This window comes from Larkinella knui, from assembly GCF_003858645.1.
Taxonomy (GTDB): Bacteria; Bacteroidota; Bacteroidia; order Cytophagales; family Spirosomataceae; genus Larkinella; species Larkinella knui.
The window spans coordinates 1060000-1081558 of record NZ_RQJP01000002.1; the positions used below are offsets into that span (position 1 = coordinate 1060000).

General features: G+C 53.6%; 18 protein-coding genes. 8 read left to right on the top strand and 10 right to left on the bottom strand.

Annotated elements, in window-relative coordinates; translation table 11 throughout:
• Positions 1–45: 45 nt before the first annotated feature.
• From EHT87_RS13145 to EHT87_RS13170, 6 genes are all read right to left on the bottom strand, one after another.
• Positions 46–1143 carry an ArsO family NAD(P)H-dependent flavin-containing monooxygenase gene (locus tag EHT87_RS13145; protein WP_229321044.1) on the bottom strand — a complete coding sequence of 366 codons (1098 nt, stop codon included), beginning with the start codon at positions 1141–1143 and terminating at the stop codon, positions 46–48.
• Positions 1140–1589, bottom strand: coding sequence for an arsenic resistance N-acetyltransferase ArsN2 (gene arsN2 / locus EHT87_RS13150; RefSeq protein ID WP_124907069.1), 450 nt, complete (start codon positions 1587–1589; stop codon positions 1140–1142). The genes EHT87_RS13145 and arsN2 overlap by 4 nt, the downstream gene beginning before the upstream one ends.
• Positions 1590–1609: 20 nt before the next feature.
• On the bottom strand, positions 1610–2026 hold the full coding sequence (locus EHT87_RS13155; protein WP_124907070.1) for an arsenate reductase ArsC: 417 nt from the start codon (positions 2024–2026) through the stop codon (positions 1610–1612).
• Between the two features lie 18 nt (positions 2027–2044).
• Entirely contained in the window at positions 2045–2581 is a 537-nt protein-coding gene (locus EHT87_RS13160; protein WP_124907071.1) for a DUF6428 family protein, read from the bottom strand.
• Between the two features lie 56 nt (positions 2582–2637).
• Complete coding sequence (locus tag EHT87_RS13165) at positions 2638–2964, bottom strand: ArsR/SmtB family transcription factor (RefSeq protein ID WP_124907072.1); 327 nt, start codon at positions 2962–2964, stop codon at positions 2638–2640.
• A gap of 125 nt (positions 2965–3089) precedes the next feature.
• Positions 3090–4157: a hypothetical protein gene (locus EHT87_RS13170; protein WP_124907073.1), complete on the bottom strand. Its 1068-nt coding sequence runs from the start codon at positions 4155–4157 to the stop codon at positions 3090–3092.
• A 214-nt stretch (positions 4158–4371) separates the two neighbouring features.
• On the opposite strand from EHT87_RS13170, the gene EHT87_RS13175 reads away from it, so the two are divergent.
• From EHT87_RS13175 to EHT87_RS13200, 6 genes are all read left to right on the top strand, one after another.
• Positions 4372–4722, top strand: coding sequence for a hypothetical protein (locus EHT87_RS13175; RefSeq protein ID WP_124907074.1), 351 nt, complete (start codon positions 4372–4374; stop codon positions 4720–4722).
• 99 nt (positions 4723–4821) lie between these two features.
• Entirely contained in the window at positions 4822–5343 is a 522-nt protein-coding gene (locus EHT87_RS13180; protein WP_124907075.1) for a hypothetical protein, read from the top strand.
• A 12-nt stretch (positions 5344–5355) separates the two neighbouring features.
• Positions 5356–6252, top strand: coding sequence for a DUF4407 domain-containing protein (locus tag EHT87_RS13185; RefSeq protein WP_124907076.1), 897 nt, complete (start codon positions 5356–5358; stop codon positions 6250–6252).
• A gap of 49 nt (positions 6253–6301) precedes the next feature.
• Positions 6302–7366 carry an alpha/beta hydrolase gene (locus EHT87_RS13190; protein ID WP_124907077.1) on the top strand — a complete coding sequence of 355 codons (1065 nt, stop codon included), beginning with the start codon at positions 6302–6304 and terminating at the stop codon, positions 7364–7366.
• Positions 7367–7525: 159 nt separating this feature from the next.
• Positions 7526–8428 (top strand): magnesium transporter CorA family protein, encoded by a 903-nt coding sequence (locus EHT87_RS13195; RefSeq protein WP_124907078.1) that lies wholly within the window; start codon positions 7526–7528, stop codon positions 8426–8428.
• A 68-nt stretch (positions 8429–8496) separates the two neighbouring features.
• A complete protein-coding gene (locus EHT87_RS13200) occupies positions 8497–8694 on the top strand; it encodes a hypothetical protein (RefSeq protein ID WP_124907079.1) in 198 nt (65 codons plus the stop codon).
• 143 nt (positions 8695–8837) lie between these two features.
• Here EHT87_RS13200 and EHT87_RS13205 read toward each other — a convergent pair whose 3' ends face one another.
• The 3 genes from EHT87_RS13205 to EHT87_RS13215 all read right to left on the bottom strand — a co-directional run bounded on the left by EHT87_RS13205 (position 8838) and on the right by EHT87_RS13215 (position 14399).
• Positions 8838–9707 (bottom strand): NmrA family NAD(P)-binding protein, encoded by an 870-nt coding sequence (locus tag EHT87_RS13205; protein WP_124907080.1) that lies wholly within the window; start codon positions 9705–9707, stop codon positions 8838–8840.
• A 181-nt stretch (positions 9708–9888) separates the two neighbouring features.
• Positions 9889–11328 carry a RagB/SusD family nutrient uptake outer membrane protein gene (locus EHT87_RS13210; RefSeq protein ID WP_124907081.1) on the bottom strand — a complete coding sequence of 480 codons (1440 nt, stop codon included), beginning with the start codon at positions 11326–11328 and terminating at the stop codon, positions 9889–9891.
• 26 nt (positions 11329–11354) lie between these two features.
• A complete protein-coding gene (locus EHT87_RS13215; protein ID WP_229321046.1) occupies positions 11355–14399 on the bottom strand; it encodes a SusC/RagA family TonB-linked outer membrane protein in 3045 nt (1014 codons plus the stop codon).
• A 420-nt stretch (positions 14400–14819) separates the two neighbouring features.
• Here EHT87_RS13215 and EHT87_RS13220 point away from each other — a divergent pair, with 420 nt between their 5' ends.
• Both EHT87_RS13220 and EHT87_RS13225 read left to right on the top strand, forming a co-directional pair.
• Positions 14820–16001, top strand: a complete 1182-nt coding sequence (locus EHT87_RS13220; RefSeq protein WP_124907083.1) for an alginate lyase family protein — start codon at positions 14820–14822, stop codon at positions 15999–16001.
• 95 nt (positions 16002–16096) lie between these two features.
• Positions 16097–17299 carry a glycoside hydrolase family 88 protein gene (locus EHT87_RS13225; protein ID WP_124907084.1) on the top strand — a complete coding sequence of 401 codons (1203 nt, stop codon included), beginning with the start codon at positions 16097–16099 and terminating at the stop codon, positions 17297–17299.
• A 93-nt stretch (positions 17300–17392) separates the two neighbouring features.
• On the opposite strand, the gene EHT87_RS13230 is transcribed toward EHT87_RS13225, so the two are convergent.
• Positions 17393–21532: a hybrid sensor histidine kinase/response regulator transcription factor gene (locus tag EHT87_RS13230; protein WP_124907085.1), complete on the bottom strand. Its 4140-nt coding sequence runs from the start codon at positions 21530–21532 to the stop codon at positions 17393–17395.
• Positions 21533–21559: the final 27 nt, after the last annotated feature.

Here is a 21559-nt window from a genome sequence, read left to right on the forward strand (position 1 = left end):
TGGATTTTGAGGAACGAACCGAAGCAAAACTTCGGTTTTTTTCGTTTAGCGGGCCTTGTCTTCCTGAAGAAATGCCGAGATTTCCCGGGCGGTTTGGCGGGCGGACCGGTTGACGCCGATCAGGGTGGCCGAAGCAAAACCGGTCCAACTGCCGTAGCCCACCAGCCATAAACCCGGTTCGCGGACCGAACGGGTTCCCAGCACGTCGACCTTGCCATCGGCGGTAAGAACGCCGAGTGGTTTCAAAAAGCCGAGGGCGGGACGAAAACCGGTACACCAGATCACGGCGTCAATGGCTTCGGATCTTCCATCGGGCCAGATGACACCGGTTTTGGTGAGTGCCGTAAAAGGTCTGACAGCATGCAAAACGCCCCGGTTGCGGGCTTCCTTCACGGATTCGACCATGACAATGTCGGCCAGACCGCCCCCGGTTTGGGTATCCCCCGCCTGAAACCGCTGCGTGGCCGCCTGAAACAAATACCGCCCATCGACCTCATCCGGCAAAAAAGTCGGTTCCGTCAAGGTAACCCAGGTCGTATCCGCCACTTTCGACACTTCCGCCAGAATCTGGGCCGCCGAATTGCCTCCGCCGACCACCAGAACGCGTTTTCCCGAAAACTTGTCGGGTGAGGAATAGTGAGCAGAATGGAGTTGTTGACCTTGAAAAATCTCCTTTCCGGCGTAATCAGGAATAGAGGGATGGCTCCAGCTGCCGGTAGCGCACACCAGCGCCCGGGTCCGGTAAATACCCCGGCTGGTGGTCAGCCGAAACACAGAACCGTCGCGTTCGACGGATTGCACCTGCACCGGCCGCTGAACCGGGAAATCGTAGCGTTTTTCGTACTGCGTGAGGTAATCGATGACGTCCAGCCGGGTGGGGTAAATCTCCTTCGTGCGGGGCATCAGCCAGCCGGGCAAGGAACTGGCATCCGCCGGCGAAAAAAGCCGCAACGACTGCCAGGCGTGCAACCAGGCCCCGCCGGATGATTCCTGTTCATCGAGCAGCGTAAAATCCGGGAAACTGTGCCGCAGGTGGTACGCCGTGGCCAGGCCCGACTGCCCGCCCCCGATAATAATGATATCCCGTACCGGCGACTCGTTCATGGTAAAATCAGTAGTAAATCCGGCCTGCGGGCTACTCATGCTGCGTTTTGGTTTACCGTTCGCTTCATAACAACCGCCGAAGCCGGGCACAGATCGCTGAATTGTTGCGTTTGCCGGATTGCCTCCGGCACTTCCAGCCGGTCGACGGGCCGAAAACCGTGCCGCACAAAATAGCGGTCGGCCGTTGTGGTGATGAGATAAATTTCCTCCAGGCCAGCCGCCCGGGCGGTTTCGAGCACCCTTCCAACCAGCTGAGTCCCAACGTGTCGGCCCTGATATTCCGGACTAACCGCTACCGAGCGGAGCAGGGCCACGGAGCCGTAAGGTTCCAGACCGGCCACACCGACGCAAGTGTCCTGCTCTTTGGCCATCACAAAACCGGTCAGATCGGTTGGTAAATCATCGGTTAGCAACTGACTTTTTTGCAGCAAAGCGAAGACCGTCTCTTTATCTTCCGGGCGGGCGTTTTCGAAGTATAAGGCCATGATTTTCAGGATTAAACGGGCTAGCTAGCCGGTAGATGCAGGTCGATAAATTGCCGGCTGAAGGTTTTGATCTGGTCGCGGACCTGCCGGAACGAGGTTAGCGCATCCATTCCCGGCTCATGTCCGGGATCGGTAAAGCTCTGGTGAAACCGCCGGGCGCCCGACGGAAAAACCGGGCATTGCTCGCGGGCATTGTCGCAGACGGTAATCACATACTCGAACGAAATACCAGTGTATTCGTCAACATGGTTGGAAGTCTGGTGCGAAATATCAATCCCATCTTCGGCCATCACCTGAACGGCCAGCGGGTTGACGCCTTTCGGATCGACGCCCGCGCTATAAACCTGCGCTCTGTTTCCGGCAAATTGCTGTAAATAGCCCTGTGCCAACTGCGAGCGGGCCGAATTGCCCGTACAAAGTACCAGGATTCGTTTCATGCGATTTTGCAGTTTACGTTAACAACAGCCGGTTCCGGGTGCACAACAGATCGCATCGTCCGCAACAAGTGTCCCTTCGTTTTCAACGGGTTTAGCCGCCGGAATTCCACAACTTTGTCCGCGGGTGAGGGCTTTGCACTGCGTAAAATCCGGCGTCAGCCTGACAGTAAAGGCATCGCCATCGGTTACCATGTCGCCGGGATAGAGCTGACGGGTATCAAATTTAGAATTCCCGAACTCAATTTTCACCGTCGCCAATGGATTCAGAAGCAACGATTTTTCGACCCGGTCGATAATCGAAAGGGCTTTACCCACTTTCATCGACCGGTCGGTTTCCGGTGCCGAAGGTTCCCAGAGCTGCACGATAATTTCGGTCCAGGCATTCATCTTGCCACCACAATCCACCGACGTAATCGGCGCCTGTTTGATCTCGGTAATGTGGAAGGAATCCTCGACAAATTGCCCGTCGGCGTATTCAAATTGCAGGTACTTGTCCGGGTTTTGAACCAGCGCCTGTTTGAAGGTATGCCAGTTGATCGATTCTGTGTTGTTCATGCGTTTTATCTATTGTAATATTACGATTAATTCGCGCAAAAAAATACCGCTCCGGTTCAACAGCAGGTCGCGGGTACGAAAGAATCCAGCAGAGAACCAAAGCTTTGCCGGGCTTCTTCCCAAACGCTTTCGTTGATGCAGTAGCACACGCGGGGCGGATCGATCTCCCCTTTGATGAGGCCAATGCGTTTCAGTTCTTTCAGATGCTGGGAAACCGTCGGTTGCGCCAGCGGCAATTCGTCCACCAGGTCCCCGCACACACAAGCCTTTTTGGCAATTAGTAACTGCAGAATGGCAACCCGCGCCGGGTGAGCAAAGGCTTTGGCCAGATCGGCCAGGCGGTTTTGCTGGTCAGAAAATACCTCGGTCTTTGTCAATCCCATGTTGCAAAGATATTGATTAATCTCTCAATCGCAATATTACGATGAATAACAAGCAAATTTAAGAACTTGCATTGCCGCAGAGCCGTTTAAAAGATCCAAAATAGAAGAAATAGGGGTAAAAGGATTTATCCCGCCGGCTCAGAAACGACCTTTTGATGCGAGCTGCTGTAGGAGTCAAGCAGCTTTTTCAATCGTTGATAATCATCGGTATGTTGATTATTATCGGAAAAAAAAGAAGTTGCATTTTGGAGAACAGTGATCATATCCGTTTCAAATACCGAGTGTTTATCGCGCCGACTGCTTGAATTTTTATACTCTTTAAACCCAAATCGTTCGATCAATCGCTGTCCTTGTGGAGAAGCTGAAATGCAGTATACTTTTTTAATGGATTTTACATCGCAGTCGAAATTCATAAAAATTTCGGAGATGTTCCGGATCAATTCCAGCAAAGCTACCTTGCCCGCCAGATTGACAACACTTTCTACGTACAGATAATCGATATTTTCTTTCTCATCAATTCCCCAGATTGAATCATCAAGGATCTGCCTTTCGATCATATCACCATCCAGAAACTGCCGTAGCGTCCCTTCTTTCAGGGGCAGAATATCGATGTTTCCCACCACGTCACCGTCTTCATTGACAATGACATAAAATGAGCATGGATTTTTTTCATACCACGCCAGCATGGTCTTATACGGTATGACATCGATGCCAGTATAAACGGTTGATGCGATGCTGAATATTTTCCGAATATCGTCGTAGGTCGCCGGTTTAATTTTATAAATACTGTCACTCAGGCCATGCGTAGAACACGGTGTTTCGGATTTAGAATCCGCCGTAGACTTTCCTTCCAGATCGGCACGGTATTCGGCCCGGATTTTACCAAACGCATATAAATAACAGGCATTCAGGTAATAAATCCTGAAAGTTTCTTTCTCCAGTTTGGTTTTAAACAAATTAAGCAGAAAAGACACTCCGGGACTTGCTACAATGGAGTCCGGTATTTTCGGCAATTTCTTTAGTTCATCCGCCATGGATTCTTTTAATCCATCATAGCTATCGCGGTACCACGTCACGGCCAGAGGGCGGTATTTCTGCTTATTGAGCTTGCTGACGGCTTCAAATTTCAGTTGTACTGCCTTTCTCAACAGAAGTATTTCTTCCTGATTTATCTCAATATCCGTGCTTTTCATGGGACAGAAAATAGAGGTTACTAATTCTTATATAAAGTTACAACAAAGTAGTATTAACGGGGAACAAATACGAACCGAAGCCCACATATTTGAAACATAATCTAACCAAAAGCCGAAAAAACAGAACAAAACACAACCAAACAGCAGGATCGCAGAATACGACGAAGTCGGGTTAAAAAAGACAAATGGTCTCCCTCCCGACTTCCGATGGCGAGTGACTCGCTTTGCAGGTAGTAGTTTACGCTTTCACTTTCTAACCTCTCATCAAATCATGTCAAATCTCGGTCACTCAGCTCACACAGCCCACAGCGCGGCAAAAATTGTTGAAGAATTGCCCCGTCTGCCGGACAAAAAGAACCCTATTGTTGCCGGTATCCTCGGCTTTTTTTTCGGAGCTCTGGGCATTGGGCTCTATTTTCAAAGCTGGAAAGATTTCTTTATCTGCATCGGTTTATTCATTGGCTTGCTGATTTTAATACCCGGTCTGGGCGCATTACCAGGCTGGCTCTTTGCGCCGGTATACGGTATTTACCGGGCGTATACATCCAATGAAAAGCACGCCTGAGTAACGACTGCAGCGGGTTCATAGCCCCACGCTTTATGAGCCCGCTGCCTTTTTTTTGCAACCAATATACTTCGTAATCACCCAAATTCCAATCACATCATGAACGCATTTCCGAATTTAGTAAACGAAGCAAAAAACTGGTTTGGCAGAGAAAAACCAGTTTCCGTACCCACCGAAACCGCACCGGCTCCGGCGGCAAAAACACTCAGTGAACTGGAAATCTTTTTGAAGAGAGATTACTTCACGGTGGGTCTTACGGATGGCTATGACCACCACGCTACTTCGGTTCTTGATAACCGAAAAAAAGTAATGCGGGCCGAATTCCGCCGGACGTTACACCTGGAAATTAAAAAACGGGAAAGCCAGATATCGTTTATCGAGAATCTGATTACCGAGTCGAAGAATCTGGACGATCGGCGGCAGCATATCCTCGAAAATGATGTCTCGCTTCTCGCCACTGAAATCAGCGAACTCGAACTGGAAAAAGAACATTCAGCGTTGGATGAAGGCTGGATTATGGGCCCTATTCACAATTATCACGACGGTTTTATTCGCGGTTTGCAGAAATACCAGGACCAGAAACGCCTGGCTTATTCTACCGGTTTATTCCACAACGATTAAACGCCCGAAACCATGAGTATGCTCCGGATGTATTGCCTGATAACAGGCGACGATTACGAGATTCTAAAAAACGATACGCCCGCCAGCCGCAAAAAAGTGGCGGTTCAGGCCAATTGCCTGATGATTCCGGTTATGATGTGGTTTGCCACGAGTTACCTGGTCGTAACGGAGGTCATGCACCTTTCGGCCACCCGCGGATTGCAAACGGCTTTTTTTACGGCCCTATTGATTTTCCTGCTGGAACGCTCGATTATCATGGCCAACGGAAACGGGTTGTTGGTGGCCTTCAGGCTGATTCTGGGAGCGATTGTGGCCCTGCTGGGTTCGATTGGGCTGGACGAAGTGGTGTTCAAAAAAGACATCGACCACCAGCTGCATATCAATAAGATGACCTATGTGAAGGCTGAACTGGACACGCTTCAGAGGCAGCGTCAACAGGAAGTAGAAGCCCGCACGCAGGTCGTCGAGCAGCGGTATCAGATCTGGCAGGAGGCTCTCAATAAGGCGCATCAGGAAGCCAGTGGCGAAGGTTTGACCGGGAAACGCGGTTATGGCCCGGTCACCAACCTGATTGTAAACCGGGCCAGCCAGGCCAAAGCGGAGTATGATCGGGCCAAAAACGAACTGGCCGAGTACCAAACCGGGTTGAAGAAAGACCTGGAAAACAAGCAAAAAGAAGCGCTCCTTTATTATAGCGACCATTCCCTGCTGCTCCGCATCAATGCCCTTTTCGACCTGGTGAAAACCAACCGCAGTATGGCTCTTGTGTACTGGCTATTCACCGGTTTGCTATTCATTTTGGAATTTCTGGTCATTCTTGTCAAGATGACGCACCGGAAAACCAACTATGATCGAAAAGTCTTCACGATTGAAAAAATTAGCGAGAAACAAGCCCTGAATCTGGTCTGAAATACGCTATTTTTCCGTATTGCTTCACGAAGTATTCCGAAACAGCAGCATGGCAGCCGTAACTCATTTTCTGATCACCAACCGACAAATTGACAGCGAGCAGGGAGTCGAAGTCATCAATCCAACGGGGTCTGAGTCCGTTAGCCACGAGGAACCGGTTTCTTTCCGCTTTGCCCGCTACACGTTTGATCCGGAAAATAGCCATGACAAAGGCGTAGTGATCCTTAGCCCGGATCCTACGCCTTTCCAGAAAGCTTCGCCGGATGCGGACGGCCTTGGTCCCGAAGGCGGCAGGTCGGAAGTAGCCAACAGTCTGGCCAACTCCGGGCCGGTTTTTACGGAAGTATACCAAACCCTGAAAGCCGGTAGCGGCAATGTTCTTTTTTTCATTCATGGGTTCCGGAGTGATCTGGACATTACGCTGAAAACGATCCGTAAGCTGCACCGGGAATATGTTCATGACGAATCGGGCATCGAAACCATCGTCGCCTTTACGTGGCCCTCGCAGAAAGACATCTTTCAGTACTTCGACGATCAGCAGGATGCGCGTTTGTCGGGCTATGCGTTTGCCCGCGTTTTCACGCAGCTCCACGCGTCACTGAGCGGTCTGTTTCAGACCCGGCAGATCCACCTTTTGTGCCATTCGATGGGAAATCAGGTGCTTTTTTACATGCTGGAGCGGCTTTTTGAACACACGGTGCCGCCCTTGGATATGTTCAAGGAAGCGGTTCTGGTTGCGGCCGATATTCCCGAGGATGCGTTTGATCCGGGTCAGCCCCTCCACCACCTCGTCCATCTGTGTGAACAGGTTCACGTGTACTACCACCAGGGCGATCTGGCCCTGGGTGCTTCGTCACTTATCCGGCTGCGAAAAAACCGCCTGGGCCGGGTGGGGTTCGGAAACAGCCGGCCCGTCCCCGAGGATGTGTTCGCGATCGATGTTACGTTAACGCCTTCGGACGATACCGATCCCTTTCTGAGGGATCTGATTCAGTTTGACCGGGACGAACTGGTTAAACACTGGTATTACCTCTCCAACTCCTCGGTTATCAAGGACATATGCGCTATTTTCAAAACCGGTATTTCGGTCATTCGCACCGGGGTTTCTGCCTGACGTTTTCCGGTTTAGCCTCGGGTATCTCCCAACCGATCGTTGCCTGCTCGTGAGCAGATGGCCTGGCAGGAGCTAAATCCGCTGCGGCACCCGCAAGAAATGGATTTCTGGATAACTCTGGGCCGGTAAAACTAGTTAGTAGGTAAACACTGGCTCATTATGCATCAGGAACTAGCTCAGCCCGAAACCTGCCCGTTTACCTGGCTGGATATTACCAATCCCACGCCCGACGAATTAAACGACGTGGCCAAGCAATATGGTCTGTATGAGACGGTTGTCAAAGATTGCCTCGAGCCGGATCACCTGCCCAAATTCGAGGTGATCGGTACTGTCAGCTTTCTGATCACCCGAATTTATGACCCCAAGGAAAACAAGGAAGCCGACACGATTCAGGATCTGAGCAGCAAAATAGCCATTTTTTACAGCACCGATTTTCTGATCACCGTGCACCGCAAATCCCAGCCCGTGCTGGAGGATATTCGCCATCGCTTTATCGATACGGGCCATTGTAAATCGACCGCCGATCTGGCCATTCGCATTGTTCGCTGGGTTCTGAACAGCTACGTCGACCCCGGCCTGAAACTGGCCAATGATCTGGATGAACACGAATCGACTATTTTCCTGCGTAAAAAATCCCCGCACGTGCTCCAGAGCTTATACTATCTCAAGCGCAAAGCGTCGTCGGCCAAGCGCATTCTGACGCTATCGGAGGATATTCTGGCCTGCCTGCGCCGGATTGAAGGCAACTCCCCTTTGTTGCAGGATACGCAGGATTTGCACGTCAAAGCCACCACCATCTACGACCAGGTGCAGGATTCGGTCACTCACCTGCTCAATATCTACCTGTCCCTGTCGTCGCAGCGAACCAACGAAGTGATGCGGGTACTGACCATTTTTTCGGCCTTCTTCCTGCCCCTGACGTTCATTGCCGGAATTTACGGCATGAACTTTAAGTATATGCCCGAGCTGGACTGGAAAGCGGGCTATCCGGCCGTACTGATTTTCATGGTTGCAGTAGCCGCCGGAATTTACCTGTGGTTTAAACGAAAAGGCTGGATTTAATACCTGGCAATCGGTTCTAGTTGATTTCATACTCCGTACGCGTCACCTCTCATCGGTTTCTGTATCGTATGAAAAAATCCGGTATCCTTGTTTGTTTTCTTCTCCTCATCCGTCCGGCAATCGCTCAACATCCTACCCTGACGAACGGCACCGATTACCTCCGGTTAATTCCTGGTTCGGCGCAGTCTGCTTTTAAAAGACTGGAGCTTGCATCCGATATCGACACCACCTGGAACCGCTGGAAAGAACGCACAACATCGTGGTGATTAAAATCAACGGAAAATGGATGAAACTGGCGGTGGAAACGTTGCCGAAAAATGTGAGTTACCCGTTTTAAACGGTGATGGGAACACGGATTGAACGGATAAAGCAGATTTGCACAGATAAAAAATAATTTGTTTTGATCCGTTCAATCCGCGTTCCCATCAAGTGTAAGACTCAGGACCAGGCTGACCGGTTTTGGTCGATGAAACCGCGGAGGGTATTGGGTTGCCGCCCGGTCAGGTTCGTGAAGTCCGGGCTGATTTTCGGGGCTTTTTGAAACCGGGGTAGAAAATGCAGCATGATCAGCACCAGGATCATCCCCGACGCCATTCCCTGCTTTCGTTTCGTAAAATAAAACCGAATCGGGTTGGGACTCTCGAAACGGACTTCGTACCCGATGCGTTCGCTGAGCAGCCACCTGTCCAAACGTCCGTAATTCCGTGCCGGTAATGGTATAAGCCCGGTTCTGGTGCTCACGCCAGCGGGCGAGCACCACGGCAGTTGCCCTGCCAATATCCGCTACGTCCACCCACAGGAAAGGGGCCTTCCCGGCGGGCAAAAAAAGACGATGGTCCCGCACAATGTCGCTGCGAAGAGTCGTTGTCAGGTTTTGCATGAAATACGACGGACGGATGAAGGTGTACGCAATACCGCTTTGCCGAATCAGCTTTTCAATTTTGGCATGAGGAATGAATGACACCTCCTCGGCTCCCTGTACTGACAAAAAAACGATTTGTTGGATGGATGCCCCCTGGCAGGCGGCTATAAACGGAGCGAAATACGTGTTCACATCGGCCAGCTGCGGGGGCCTCAGCAGGAACACGACATCGATCGACTTCAAGGCATTTTCGAACGAATCGGGTTGCTCAAAATCCAGCCATCGCTCCGTTTCACTGGCCTTATTTTCCGCGTGCGTGGTCGTAACGATGCGGTGGTTTTTATCAGCACCCAGGTGTTCCAGAACTGCCGCCCCCACATTTCCCGAAGCGCCCGTGATGAGAAAAGACGTAGCCATGTTTTTGGCGAATGATTCGCCGTAAAGCTACGGGAATGACCGCTTGTTTGGAAGTGGATGCCGTTTAATTCCCCAACGCCCCTGACGAGCCGTTTAATTAAAAAATCGTCAGGGACCCGGGTTTAGCAAGTCCCTGACGATGAAGCCGGTATTGAACTAATTGACGCTTTGCATTCCGGGCTCAATACCCTGGATTCTGCGTCAGCTTGGGGTTCAGATCCCGTTCGCGTTGCGGAATGGGAAACAGCGTATGGGTTTCGGTGATGTTGGTTTTCCCTTTGGCTTTCAACACACTCACCAGGCGGCCCGTCCGCACCAGATCGAACCAGCGGTGGCCTTCGGCATTGAATTCCCAGCGCCGTTCTTCCCAGATGGCCTGCCGGAAGGCGTCTTTGGTCAAGGCCGCCGTAAAATCGGCCGACGAGGCTGCCGTCAGCGGAAAGCCAAAGGCCCGCCGACGAATCGGGTTGATCGCTTCCAACGCTGCGGTTGTTGGACCACTAATTTCGTTTTCGGCTTCGGCAAACATCATCAGCACGTCGGCATACCGGATGATCGGGAAGTTGTTGTTGGCATCGCCAAACGCCTTGGCCGCCGGATCAACGTATTTATTAAAGTGCTGGAACGTATTGACGGTTTTTCCGGCCCCGTCGACGTACGAATTAATGAACAGTTCCCGGCGTTTATCCCCGGTTTTGAAGCTGTTGTACAAATCCATGGTCGGGAAAAACGACCCGAAACCGCGGCCCGTAATCGGTGAGTTTTCCGGGGCAAAATACGTCACCATGCCGCTGCCCTGTCCGCTGCCTCCACCCACAAACTGAATCTCGAAAACCGATTCCTTCCCGTTTTTATTCGAAATCGCAAACACGTCGATGTATTTGTCGAACAGCCCATACCCATATTTTCCGGCATTGTCGATCACGTCTTTGGCTTTCGCCCGGGCGTTCGGAAAGTCCTTGCGGGTCAGGTAAACCCTTGCCAGCATCGACTTGGCGGCTCCCGCCGTTACGCGACCGAGGTCGGCACCGGTGAATTTGTCGGGCAGAGCCGTTTCCGCTTCCGTCAGGTCCTTGATAATCTGGGCGTAAACTTCATCGGCACTCGATCGGGCCACATCTTTGCCAGCGCTCAGCGACTGGGTTTCGGTCAGCATCAGCGGCACCCCGCCAAACCAGCGTACGAGGTAGAAATAATAATAGGCCCTCAGAAATTTAGCTTCACCGATCAGCCGTTTTTTCAGGGTTTCGTCCATGCTGATACCGGGAATGCGGTCGATGGCGGTATTGGCCCGGTTAACGCCCTGGTAGATGATCTGCCAGGTCTGCGCCACCACGCTGTTGGTCGGAATGGTCTGAAAACTCCAGATCTGCACCCGGTCGGCATTGTTGGCCAGGGGGTCCATGTCATCCGCTGGCAAATCCCCCATGATGATGAAGTTGCGGCTCTGGTCGCCCACCTGATTGGCGATGTCGTACACGGCATTGACGGCCGCCGTGGCATCGTTTGCATTCGTATAAAAATTAACCGGCGCCAGCGATGACGGTGGCGTTTCTTCCAGCGAACACGCGCCAAGGCCAAACATCAATGCGGCACCAGCTATAATTGACTTGATTTTCATGGTCTTACAAAAAGTTAAAAGACGGATTAAAGCCCGATATTCAAACCGGCCAGAATCATTTTATTACCCGGATAACTACCATAATCGGAACCCTGGCTCAGCGTGCTTTGCCCAAACCGGTTTACTTCCGGATCAAAACCGCTGTACCTGGTGAACGTAATCCAGTTCTGGGCACTGACGTAGACTTTCACGTTATACAGTTTGATTTTGCTGACCACCGAAGCCGGTAAGGTGTATGACAGGTTGATGTTTTTCACCCGCAGATACGACCCATCTTCGATCTGGCGACTCGACAGCACGTACGCATTCCCGACGGCGTTGGCGCGTGGAATGGTGTTGCTGGGATTGGTCGGCGTCCAGCGGTTGAGCGTTTCGGCCGACTGATTGCTCACGCCGGTCAGCGATTCGAGTTCAAACCGGTTGATGTTGAAAATACTGTTGCCCGACGTTCCCTGCATGAAAACGCTCAGTTCGACGCCTTTATACGAGAAGGTATTGGTCAGACCGCCGTATAATTTCGGTTGCGCATAGCCCAGAATCACGCGGTCACTGGCGTTGATGGCGCCGTCGCCGTTCTGGTCGATGTAGCGCCGGTCGCCGGGTTTGGCGGTTTTCTGCGCCGAGCCATCAACTTCGGACTGATTCTGAAAAATACCGTTCGTCTGGTAGCCATAAAACAACCCGATCGGCTCGCCCACCCGCACCAGACCGGAATTCGGGAGTTGCAGGTGACCGCTGGCGTCGCCCGAGGCAAACTCGGTCTGATCGCCCAGACTCAGCACTTTGTTGCGGTTGGCGGCAATATTGAACGCCGTCGTCCACTTGAAAGCGCCGTTCAGGTTGGTCGAATTGATGCCCAGTTCGACGCCCTGGTTGCGGATGCTGCCCAGATTTTGCAGCGCCGACGCGTAGCCCGACACGTAGGGCAGCGGCACAGACAACAGCAGATCGGTTGTTTTCTTGTTGTAATAATCGGCCGTCAAGGTGATGCGGTTGCTCAACAAACCCACATCGATCCCAACATCGGCCTGAGCGGTGGTTTCCCAGCGCAGATCCGGGTTGGCCACCCGCGACGGCCCGATGCCGATAACGACGGTATTGTTAAAATTGGCATTCTGGGTTCCCAGGGTCGCCAGCGACTGATACTGCGGAATTTCCTGGTTCCCGCTCAACCCGTAGCTCACCCGCAGTTTCAGGTCGTTGATGACGCGGTTGCCTTTCAGAAAACTTTCTTCCGATAACCGCCACGCGACCGAAGCCGACGGGAAAACCGCCCATTTGTTACTGGCTCCAAACCGCGACGAGCCGTCGGCCCGAACCGTGGCCGTCAGCAGGTATTTGCCGGCATAATCGTAGTTGGCCCGACCAATGTACGAATTGAGCTGCCAGTTGCTGGCCGACGAAGCCGGAACCAGCGCCGTTGACGCCGACCCTAAGTTCTCGTAGGTCAAAATATCGTTGGCAAATCCCTGCGAACGCGCTTCGACGCTCTCATACCGGTTGCCCTGCATGGTGTAGCCCGCCAGAAACGTCAGGTTGTGAACCTGAGCAAACGTTTTGCTGTAGGTCAGGGTATTTTCGTTCAGCCAGGTCGACGACTGGGTGTTGATGATCGACGCCTGGCCGCCCAGTTGCGTGCCGGTTGCGGTGTTCCGGGAAAGGTACAGGCTCCGTTTGGAGTAGTTCACATCCGCCCCGAAGCTCGTGCGGAACGTCAGGCCCGGCAGGATTTTATAGTCGGCAAAAACGCTGCCGATCAGGCGTGTACCGACGGTCAGGTTGTAAGTTCCCAACGCCTGCGCCACTGGGCTCCCGATCTGAATCCGGCCCGGCGTATTGAAAACCACCAGCGTACCGTCCGGGTTGTAGACCGGCTGGGTGGGCGAAAAGTTCAGCGCACTGTACACCACCGTTCCGCTGGAACCGCCATCGGCATCCGTCGGCACGGCATTGTTGCGGCTCCTGATCACGTTCAGGCTGGTACCGATGTTGAAGCGGTCGTTGATTTTGTGGTCGAAATTGAACCGAAACGACGCCCGGTCGTATTTGGAATTGATGATGATTCCCTGCTGATTCAGGTAATTACCCGAAACCGCATACCGCGTTTTTTCCGAGCCGCCCGAAGCCGTCAGCTGGTAGTTCTGAATGGGGGCTTCCCGAAAAATTTCGTCCTGCCAGTTGGTTCCTTCGCCAAAACCGGCAATTTGCGCGTCCGTAAAAACCGGGGCCCGGCCCGCGTTCGTCTGCGCTTCGTTGACGAGCGTGGCGTATTGGGTGGCATTCAGCATCGGCAGCTTTTTCCGCACCTGCTGAATCCCGTAATACGTCTCGAACTCGATGCGGTTTTGTCCCGATTTTCCCCGTTTGGTCGTAATCAAAACCACCCCGTTGGCGCCCCGCGACCCGTAAATGGCCGTTGCAGAGGCATCTTTCAGGATTTCCATCGACTCGATGTCGTTCGGATTCAGGTTGGCTCCGCTTTCGTTATACACCGGAAAACCGTCGATGACGTAGAGCGGTTCGTTCCCCGCGTTGATGGAATTGCCACCCCGGATGCGGATCGTGACGCCACCGCCGGGCGCATTGGATGCCTGCGTCACCTGTACACCGGCCGCGCGGCCCTGCAACGCCTGCCCCACGCCCGTGACCGGCACCGACTTAATATCTTTTGCCGTTACGGACGACAGCGAACCGGTAACGTCGCTTTTCCGCTGCGTTCCGTAGCCCACCACCACCACTTCATCGAGTGCTTTTTGGTCTTCAGCCAGCCTGACCGTCACCTGGCTGCGACCGCCAATGTTGATTTCCTGGGAGGTAAATCCCAGCGAGGAAATGACCAGCGTACCGTTGGCCGGTGCGTTCAGACTAAAATTGCCCTGCACGTCGGTGGAGGTTCCGGTGGTTGTTCCTTTCACCACCACGTTGGCTCCGGGTATGGCGTCTCCGTTCGCTCCGGTTACTTTTCCTGAAACCGGAGCGGTTTGCTGCGCCATTGACAGAAATGGAAATTGCAGGCATACCAGCAGGGCGAACCAAATCCACCGACTGGCCTGATTAACATTTTTTTTCATGGATTTTAATCTCGTAGAACACGTAGTACCATTGACTTCCACTTGCATAGTTTACTGAGGTAAAAGCATCTTTGCGCATTTTGCAAAGCAATATTAGTTGCCAGGAGACTAAAAAATACTGGAATAATCTAAATCGAACGGTTTGTCCACCACTTTGAACGGTTTTTCACATCCCTGAACGATTTGTCCACTCTTTTGACCAGTAGACCATATCAAGAAAAAATTGTACGTAGCTAAACTTGCATTTTCAAATTCAGAAGTGATTCCTGTGAGAAAAAACAGAGTACTGGTAACCATCGCCGAAGTCGGGTCCGTCACCCTGCTGGTTTGGTTGCTTCTCTACCTGCTGTCGATATTTCTCTAATTTCGCATCGGCAAAAACCGGCGGCTGCCGGCTAAACCGTACGCTTACTTTATACGATGCAAACACGGCTATTCCTGCTTCCTGTTTTCTTCTGCCCGTGGCTGGCGGTGGTGGCCTGTGGCCAGTCGGCGGCTTCTACACAGCCGAAAGCCGCCGTTATTGCCACCCTGAAACCGACGATTCTGGCGGAAGCCCGCTGGGCGATGGCGCAGCCGCCCGTTACGGTAACGGCGCAAACCTCGCCCCGGAGTGCGGGCGGCAAACACGATTTCTTTTCGGAAGGCGATTACTGGTGGCCCGATTCGGCCAACCCGCAGGGACCGTATGTCCAGCGCGACGGAATGACCAACCCCGACAACTTTGTCGCTCACCGGCAGGATATGATTCGCTTTAGCCGGATTGTGGGCGCGCTGGCATCGGCCTACGTCGTTACCCGCGATGAGTCCTACGTCCGGCAGGCTTTCCGGCACCTCAACGCCTGGTTTGTCGATTCGGCTACGCGCATGAATCCTTCACTGCTGTATGCGCAGGCCATTAAAGGTCGCGCAACGGGTCGGGGCATCGGCATCATCGATACCATTCACCTGATGGAAGTGGCGCAGGGATTGCGGGTGCTGGAAACGGCCAAAAGCAGCGATCGGCGTGCGGTGGCCGCCATCCGCCAATGGTTTGCCGACTACCTGCGCTGGCTGACGACGCATCCGTACGGCAAGGATGAAATGAATGCGAAAAACAACCACGGAACCTGCTGGGTCATGCAGGTGGCGGCTTTTGCCCGGTTGACGAAGAACGACTCGCTGCTGGACGTTTGCCGAAACCGCTACAAAACCGTTCTGCTGCCCGACCAGATGGCCACCGACGGCAGTTTTCCCCAGGAACTCCGGCGGACCAAACCGTATGGGTATTCGCTCTTCAACCTCGATGCGATGACGATGATCTGTCAGATTTTATCCACCCCAACCACCAACCTCTGGGCGTATCAAACCACCGACGGGCGCGGTATTCGAAAAGGCATCGAATACTTGTACCCGTTTGTTCAGAACAAGGCGAGCTGGCCCCTGAAACCGGATGTGATGTATTGGAACGACTGGCCGGTGGCCCACCCTTTTCTGGTAGTTGGCGCGGTGGCTTTCGGGCAAACCAACTGGCTCACGACCTGGAAAAAGCTCGATCATCATCCGCAGGTTGACGAAGTGGTACGGAACCTGCCGATCCGGAATCCGGTGATCTGGCTCTAACGTACCCACGGACTTTAGTCCGTGAGATTCTGATTTTAAGGTAAGTTTTGGTAGGTTGGAAATCTCACGGACTTTAGTCCGTGGGTACGTAAAAAATGAAAAAAACAACTTTTGCAGTGCTGGTCCTATCGGGCCTTCTGACCGGTTTTGTCTCCAATAACCAGATCAAGACCCTTTTCCATCAGGCGGAACAGCAAACCCGGCTGATGTTGCAGGAAGTGGCGGCTGCCGATAAAAAGCCGACCGGCACAAAACCGGTACTGGTGTCACCCCGAACCCTAACCGAGTCCGGCGGTTTGCAACTGGTTCCCGCCCGCGACTGGACGAGCGGTTTTTTCCCCGGCGAATTATGGTATCTCTACGAATATACCGGCCGGGACGAGTGGCAAAAGCAGGCCCGGACTTATACGGCTCATCTGGAAGCCGAAAAGTGGAATGCCGGCACGCACGACATGGGGTTCAAACTGTATTCGAGTTACGGAAATGGCTACCGGCTGACGCGCGATCCGGCGTATCGGGAAGTAATTCTGCAGGCGGCCCAAACCTTAAGCAAGCGGTTTAAACCGAAAGCGGGCATCATTCGCTCGTGGGATCACCATCAGGAAGTGTGGCAATGTCCGGTTATTATCGACAACCTGATGAACCTGGAACTGTTGTTTGCGGCCACCCGACTGACCGGCGACTCGACCTTCTACAAAATTGCCGTAACGCACGCCCGAACGACGCTCAAAAACCATTACCGGCCCGATCACAGTTCCTACCACGTGGTCGATTATGACACACTAACCGGGAAAGTTTTGAAGAAAAACACACATCAGGGCTTCAGCGACGAATCGGCCTGGGCGCGGGGACAAGCCTGGGGCCTGTATGGCTACACGGTTTGCTACCGCGAAACCAGAGATCCGCAGTTTCTGAAACAGGCCGAAGCCATCGCCCGGTTTATGCTCGACCACCCCAAAATGCCCGCCGATCTGGTGCCGTATTACGACTATGACGCGCCCGGAATTCCGAATGAACCGCGTGATGTTTCGGCAGCAACTGTGATGGCTTCGGCGCTGTATGAACTCAGTACGTACGGAACTACCAACGCCCCCTACCGCGCCAAAGCCGATCAGGTTATCGCCAGCTTATCGAAGAAGTACGCATCGCCGGTCGGGAAAAACCACGGTTTTCTGCTGCTGCACAGCACGGGCGCGAAGACGTTCGAGCGGGATGTGCCCTTAGTTTACGCCGACTACTATTACCTCGAAGCGTTGCTGCGGGCCAGGAAACTGAATGAGAAAAAACCGCTGTTTTGAAACCTCTTCCGCAAGGTCCCAAGCACCTTGACTTAAAGATTGTGTTCTCTTGTTCGGCATCAGCGGAACACGTTGAACCGTCAATGTACTTCCTCAAACCACTTCCGCCACCTGGTTGCTATACTCCGTGGGCGTCACGCCAAACTGGGCGCGGAAGGCCCGACTGAAGTATTTGGGATCACTGAAACCGACGGCAAAGGCGATCTCCGACACGCTGGCTTTCTTCTGTTTCAGCAGGATCTCGGCTTTTTTCAGCCGCGTGGTCCGCAACAGGTCGATGACGGATAAACCGGTCAGCATCTTCACTTTACGGAACAAAACCGGGCGGCTCATGCCCATTTCGCCCACCAGACGGGTCACGTTGAAATCGGCATCGTTGAGGTGGGCATCCAGAACCGTCATCAACTGATTGAGGAATTTATCGTCGGGATGATCCAGCTCCTGCGGTTGCGGCTGGAGCGTAACGATCCGGTGGTATTTCGCTTTCAGTTGTTCCCTGAGCTGCAACAGGTTGCGGACCCGGGCCTGCAGCAGCACCGGATGAAAAGGCTTGGTTACGTAGTCGTCTGCGCCGGTTTGCAAACCAGTAAGCTGGGCGTCCGTCGTGCCTTTTGCCGTCAGCACAATCACCGGAATGTGGCTGGTTCGCGGATCGGTTTTGATGCGGTGCGTCAGGGCAAACCCGTCCATGCCCGGCATGGCCACATCGGTGATGATCAGATCGGGCAACAGGTGCGACGCCTTTTCCCAGCCCATTACGCCATCAGCCGCTTCGATGACCTGCGCAGTTTCCGAAAACAGATCCCGGATATAGGCCCGGATATCGTCCTGATCTTCCACCAGCAAAATCAGCTTTTTACCGGAAACCGGTTCGTCTTCCGCTGCTGCCGAAACGTCGATGGGCTCCGTCAAAGCGAGTGGCCGAAGCGCCAGAACGGCCGGTTCCGTCGGCAAATCGGGCTGAATTTGTTCCGACGAATCCGGCACGCTTACCGGAAGCGTAATCGTAAACCGGGTAAAGCCCGGCGTTTGCAACGTCTGCTCACGGCTTTCGACGGTAATCTGCCCCTGGTGCTGATCGACAATGCTTTTGCTCAGGGCCAGACCCAGCCCAAAGCCGGAATCCCGCGTTTTGAAGGCGTCGACCTGAAAAAAAGGATCAAAAATGGGATCTAATGCCTGCGCCGGAATACCGCTTCCGGTATCCTCAACGGAAATTACGGCCTTTTCGGTGGCAGCCGGCGAACCAAAGTCCTGTTGCAACCGGACGCAAATCGTGCCCCCCGCCGGGGTAAATTTAAAGGCGTTCAGCAACAGGTTGTAAATCACTTTTTCCATTTCTCCGGCGTCGATCCAAACCGGCAGCGCGGAGACTTCGGACTCGTTGATCAGCGTAACCTGCCGCGAGCGGGCGTGTTCCAGAAACGAGTTCGTGATTTTTTCCAGAAATGCCACCAGATCGGTTTCCCGTTTTTGCAACTGACTATGACCGGTTTCGTGTTTTCTGAAATCGAGCAGTTGGTTGAGCAGCCGCAACAACCGGTCGGTGCTGGTCCGCATGATGGTAAGTTGTTTCTGAAGAAACGGATCGTTGGTGCTCCGGGCCGTCAGCACTTCGATGGGACCCATCACCAGTGTCAACGGCGTTCGGATTTCGTGCGCAACCTCCGTAAAGAAGTTCAGCTTGGCCTGATGCAGCTCCTGCTGCCGGTTTTTCTCGACCTGTTCCACCTCCAGTTCGTGCGCCAGTCGCAGCCGGTTTCGATTAAACCGCGACCAAAGCCGCAACAAGCCCAGAAAAGTCAGCACGTAAAGAACGTAGGCCCAGCCGGTTTTCCAGAGGGGCGGCAAGACCGTAATGTTCAGTTCCAGCGGCTGCCGGCTCCAGACGCCGTCGTTGTTGGCCCCTTTCACCTGAAGGACATACTCGCCCGGGGCCAGATTCATGTACATGGCCCGGGGTTCACTCACGTAGTTCCAGCTTTTATCGAAGCCCTGCAACCGGTACGCATACCGGTTTTTGAAGGAATTGATGTAATTGAAAGCCGCAAAATCCAGCGAAAAAACGTTCTGTTCGTGCGTGAACGTCAGCCCCCGTTCGTAGTCGATTCCGCTCGATCCAAGGCTCGTTACCGGCTCGTTGAACAACCGCAACTGCGTGAAAGCCAGCCGGGGCGGAGTGGTGTTCCGGCGGATGCTGTCCGGGTGAAAATAGACAATGCCGTTGTAGCCGCCGAAATAGAAATAGCCCCGCGCGTCCTGGTGCGTCGAATTGGACGTAAATTCCTTGCAAACCAGGCCATCGTGCTGGTTGTACGAAATAATCTTCGACCGCCGGGGATCGAGTTGCGCCAGACCATTGTCCGTACTGATCCACAAACGCCCCTGGCGGTCTTCGCGAATCCCAAAAACCGTATTGCTGGGCAACCCCTGCGCCATCGTGTAGTGCCGGAAGGAACGTTGATCGGGCAACAGCAAATTCAGCCCACCGTCGCGCGTTCCGATCCAGAGCCGGTGCTGCCGGTCTTCGAAGAAACAGGTAATGTGACTGTTGCTGATCGACGTCGGGTCGGTATCCCGGTGAACATAATGAACAAACGCATCGCGGCCCGGCAGTTTGCGGTTTAAGCCGTTGGTGGTGCCCACCCACAGATTTTGCCGACTGTCGATCAGCAAACTCATGGCGTTGTTGGAGCTGAGTGACGCTTGCTGATCGGCCCGGTGCCTTACCGACACGAACGACTGCGTCCGGGGGTCAAACCGGCAGAGACCGCCGAGGTTCGTAACGATCCAGAGCGTTCCGTCCGCGTCCCGTTTGAGATCGTAAATGCGGTCGTTCGGCAACGAATGCGGATTGTCGGGTTCGTGAAAATACCGGGTGATGGTTTGCCGGCGCAAATCAAGGTAATTAAGCCCCTGAAGCGTCCCGATCCACAAACCGTTGGGACCATCGGCCAGCAGGCATTTGACCTTGTCATTGGACAGCGAACGCGCATTTTTGGGGTCATGAACGTACTGGCGGGCGACGGTTTTGTCGGCATTGAGCAGAAAAAGTCCGCGGTCTTCGGTGCCCAGCCAGAGTTGATTTGCGGTGCTGGCGGGCAGCATCGGCCCCGCAATTTTAAACGGCATTCCGCCCGCGCGGCTGATCGGGCGGAACGAACCGAACTGCCGGGCCAGCGGACTATACAGATCGACGCCCCCGTAATAGGAACCGACCCAAACCGAGCCGTCGCGGTCGCCAAAAATCGATCGCACGGAATTATCACTCAATGACCCTGGATCGGTTGGCTGATTGGTCAACGTCCGAAACCGGCTGCCATCCTGCGCCACGATGTGCAGTCCCGACATGGTGCCCACCCAGAAATTGCCTTTTTTATCGGGCTGAATCGTTCGGATGGTTTGCGTGCCAAGATCCAGGCCGGGCGCGGCATTCCACGAAATTACCCGGCCCAGTCGTTGATCAAACAAAGCAATACCGTGCCGTTCGGTGCCGAGCCAGAGCCGCCCCGCCCGGTCTTCGGCGATGGCGTTGATTCCGTGAAAGGGATTGTGGTGGAGCGAATCGGCGGGTTCCAGGAAAAAATGGGTCAGTTGAAACGCCCCCGACGGCGTGGGCCGGAGTCGAGCCAGGCCACCGGACGTGCCTACCCACAGATTCCGCTGACGATCTTCATAGACCGTCCGAACAGACGGATCATTCAGATTCCGCTGCCCCACCGTTAGGTCGATGAGTGGCTCAAAGTGCTTAGGATTGTTGGTTTGTAGCCGGTATAACCCGTGTAAGGTGCCAACCCAGATGTTTCCCCGGTGGTCTTCCGCGAGGCTGATGATGGTGGAATCCCGGGAGTTGCCGAACGAAAACCGCTGAAAGTCATTTCGTTCGGGCCGGAAGAGGGCCAATCCTTTTGTGGTTCCGACCCAAAGCCGCCCGGCCTGGTCCAGCAAAAGGCTGTTGACGGTATTGGCAGGCAGGCTTTGCGGGTTGCCGCTCTGATTCTTGTAGACCAGCACCCGGCGGGAATCGTACCGGTTTAGTCCGTCGCGGGTTCCAAACCACATGAACCCGTTGGTGTCCTGCGCAATGGCATACACGCTGCTTTGCGACAAGCCTTCTTCAACGCCGAGGTGGCTGAAGGTTTGCCCGTCCGGCTGGCCAAATGCCGCCGGTACCAGCAGAAACGTATAGAGAACGCCCAGCCAGAAAAGGGAGCGGTTTGTGTGCGTATTCATCTTTGGATAAACCATTCCAGGATAGGA

Coding starts and splice junctions, on each gene's coding strand:
- EHT87_RS13190 (WP_124907077.1), top strand. CDS start 6,302: ATGGCAGCCGTAACTCATTTTCTGATCACCAACCGACAAATTGACAGC.
- EHT87_RS13185 (WP_124907076.1), top strand. CDS start 5,356: ATGAGTATGCTCCGGATGTATTGCCTGATAACAGGCGACGATTACGAG.
- EHT87_RS13180 (WP_124907075.1), top strand. CDS start 4,822: ATGAACGCATTTCCGAATTTAGTAAACGAAGCAAAAAACTGGTTTGGC.
- EHT87_RS13200 (WP_124907079.1), top strand. CDS start 8,497: ATGAAAAAATCCGGTATCCTTGTTTGTTTTCTTCTCCTCATCCGTCCG.
- EHT87_RS13210 (WP_124907081.1), bottom strand. CDS start 11,328: ATGAAAATCAAGTCAATTATAGCTGGTGCCGCATTGATGTTTGGCCTT.
- EHT87_RS13160 (WP_124907071.1), bottom strand. CDS start 2,581: ATGAACAACACAGAATCGATCAACTGGCATACCTTCAAACAGGCGCTG.
- EHT87_RS13195 (WP_124907078.1), top strand. CDS start 7,526: ATGCATCAGGAACTAGCTCAGCCCGAAACCTGCCCGTTTACCTGGCTG.
- EHT87_RS13145 (WP_229321044.1), bottom strand. CDS start 1,143: ATGAGTAGCCCGCAGGCCGGATTTACTACTGATTTTACCATGAACGAG.
- EHT87_RS13230 (WP_124907085.1), bottom strand. CDS start 21,532: ATGAATACGCACACAAACCGCTCCCTTTTCTGGCTGGGCGTTCTCTAT.
- EHT87_RS13165 (WP_124907072.1), bottom strand. CDS start 2,964: ATGGGATTGACAAAGACCGAGGTATTTTCTGACCAGCAAAACCGCCTG.
- EHT87_RS13170 (WP_124907073.1), bottom strand. CDS start 4,157: ATGAAAAGCACGGATATTGAGATAAATCAGGAAGAAATACTTCTGTTG.
- arsN2 (WP_124907069.1), bottom strand. CDS start 1,589: ATGGCCTTATACTTCGAAAACGCCCGCCCGGAAGATAAAGAGACGGTC.
- EHT87_RS13220 (WP_124907083.1), top strand. CDS start 14,820: ATGCAAACACGGCTATTCCTGCTTCCTGTTTTCTTCTGCCCGTGGCTG.
- EHT87_RS13155 (WP_124907070.1), bottom strand. CDS start 2,026: ATGAAACGAATCCTGGTACTTTGTACGGGCAATTCGGCCCGCTCGCAG.
- EHT87_RS13215 (WP_229321046.1), bottom strand. CDS start 14,399: ATGAAAAAAAATGTTAATCAGGCCAGTCGGTGGATTTGGTTCGCCCTG.
- EHT87_RS13205 (WP_124907080.1), bottom strand. CDS start 9,707: ATGGCTACGTCTTTTCTCATCACGGGCGCTTCGGGAAATGTGGGGGCG.
- EHT87_RS13225 (WP_124907084.1), top strand. CDS start 16,097: ATGAAAAAAACAACTTTTGCAGTGCTGGTCCTATCGGGCCTTCTGACC.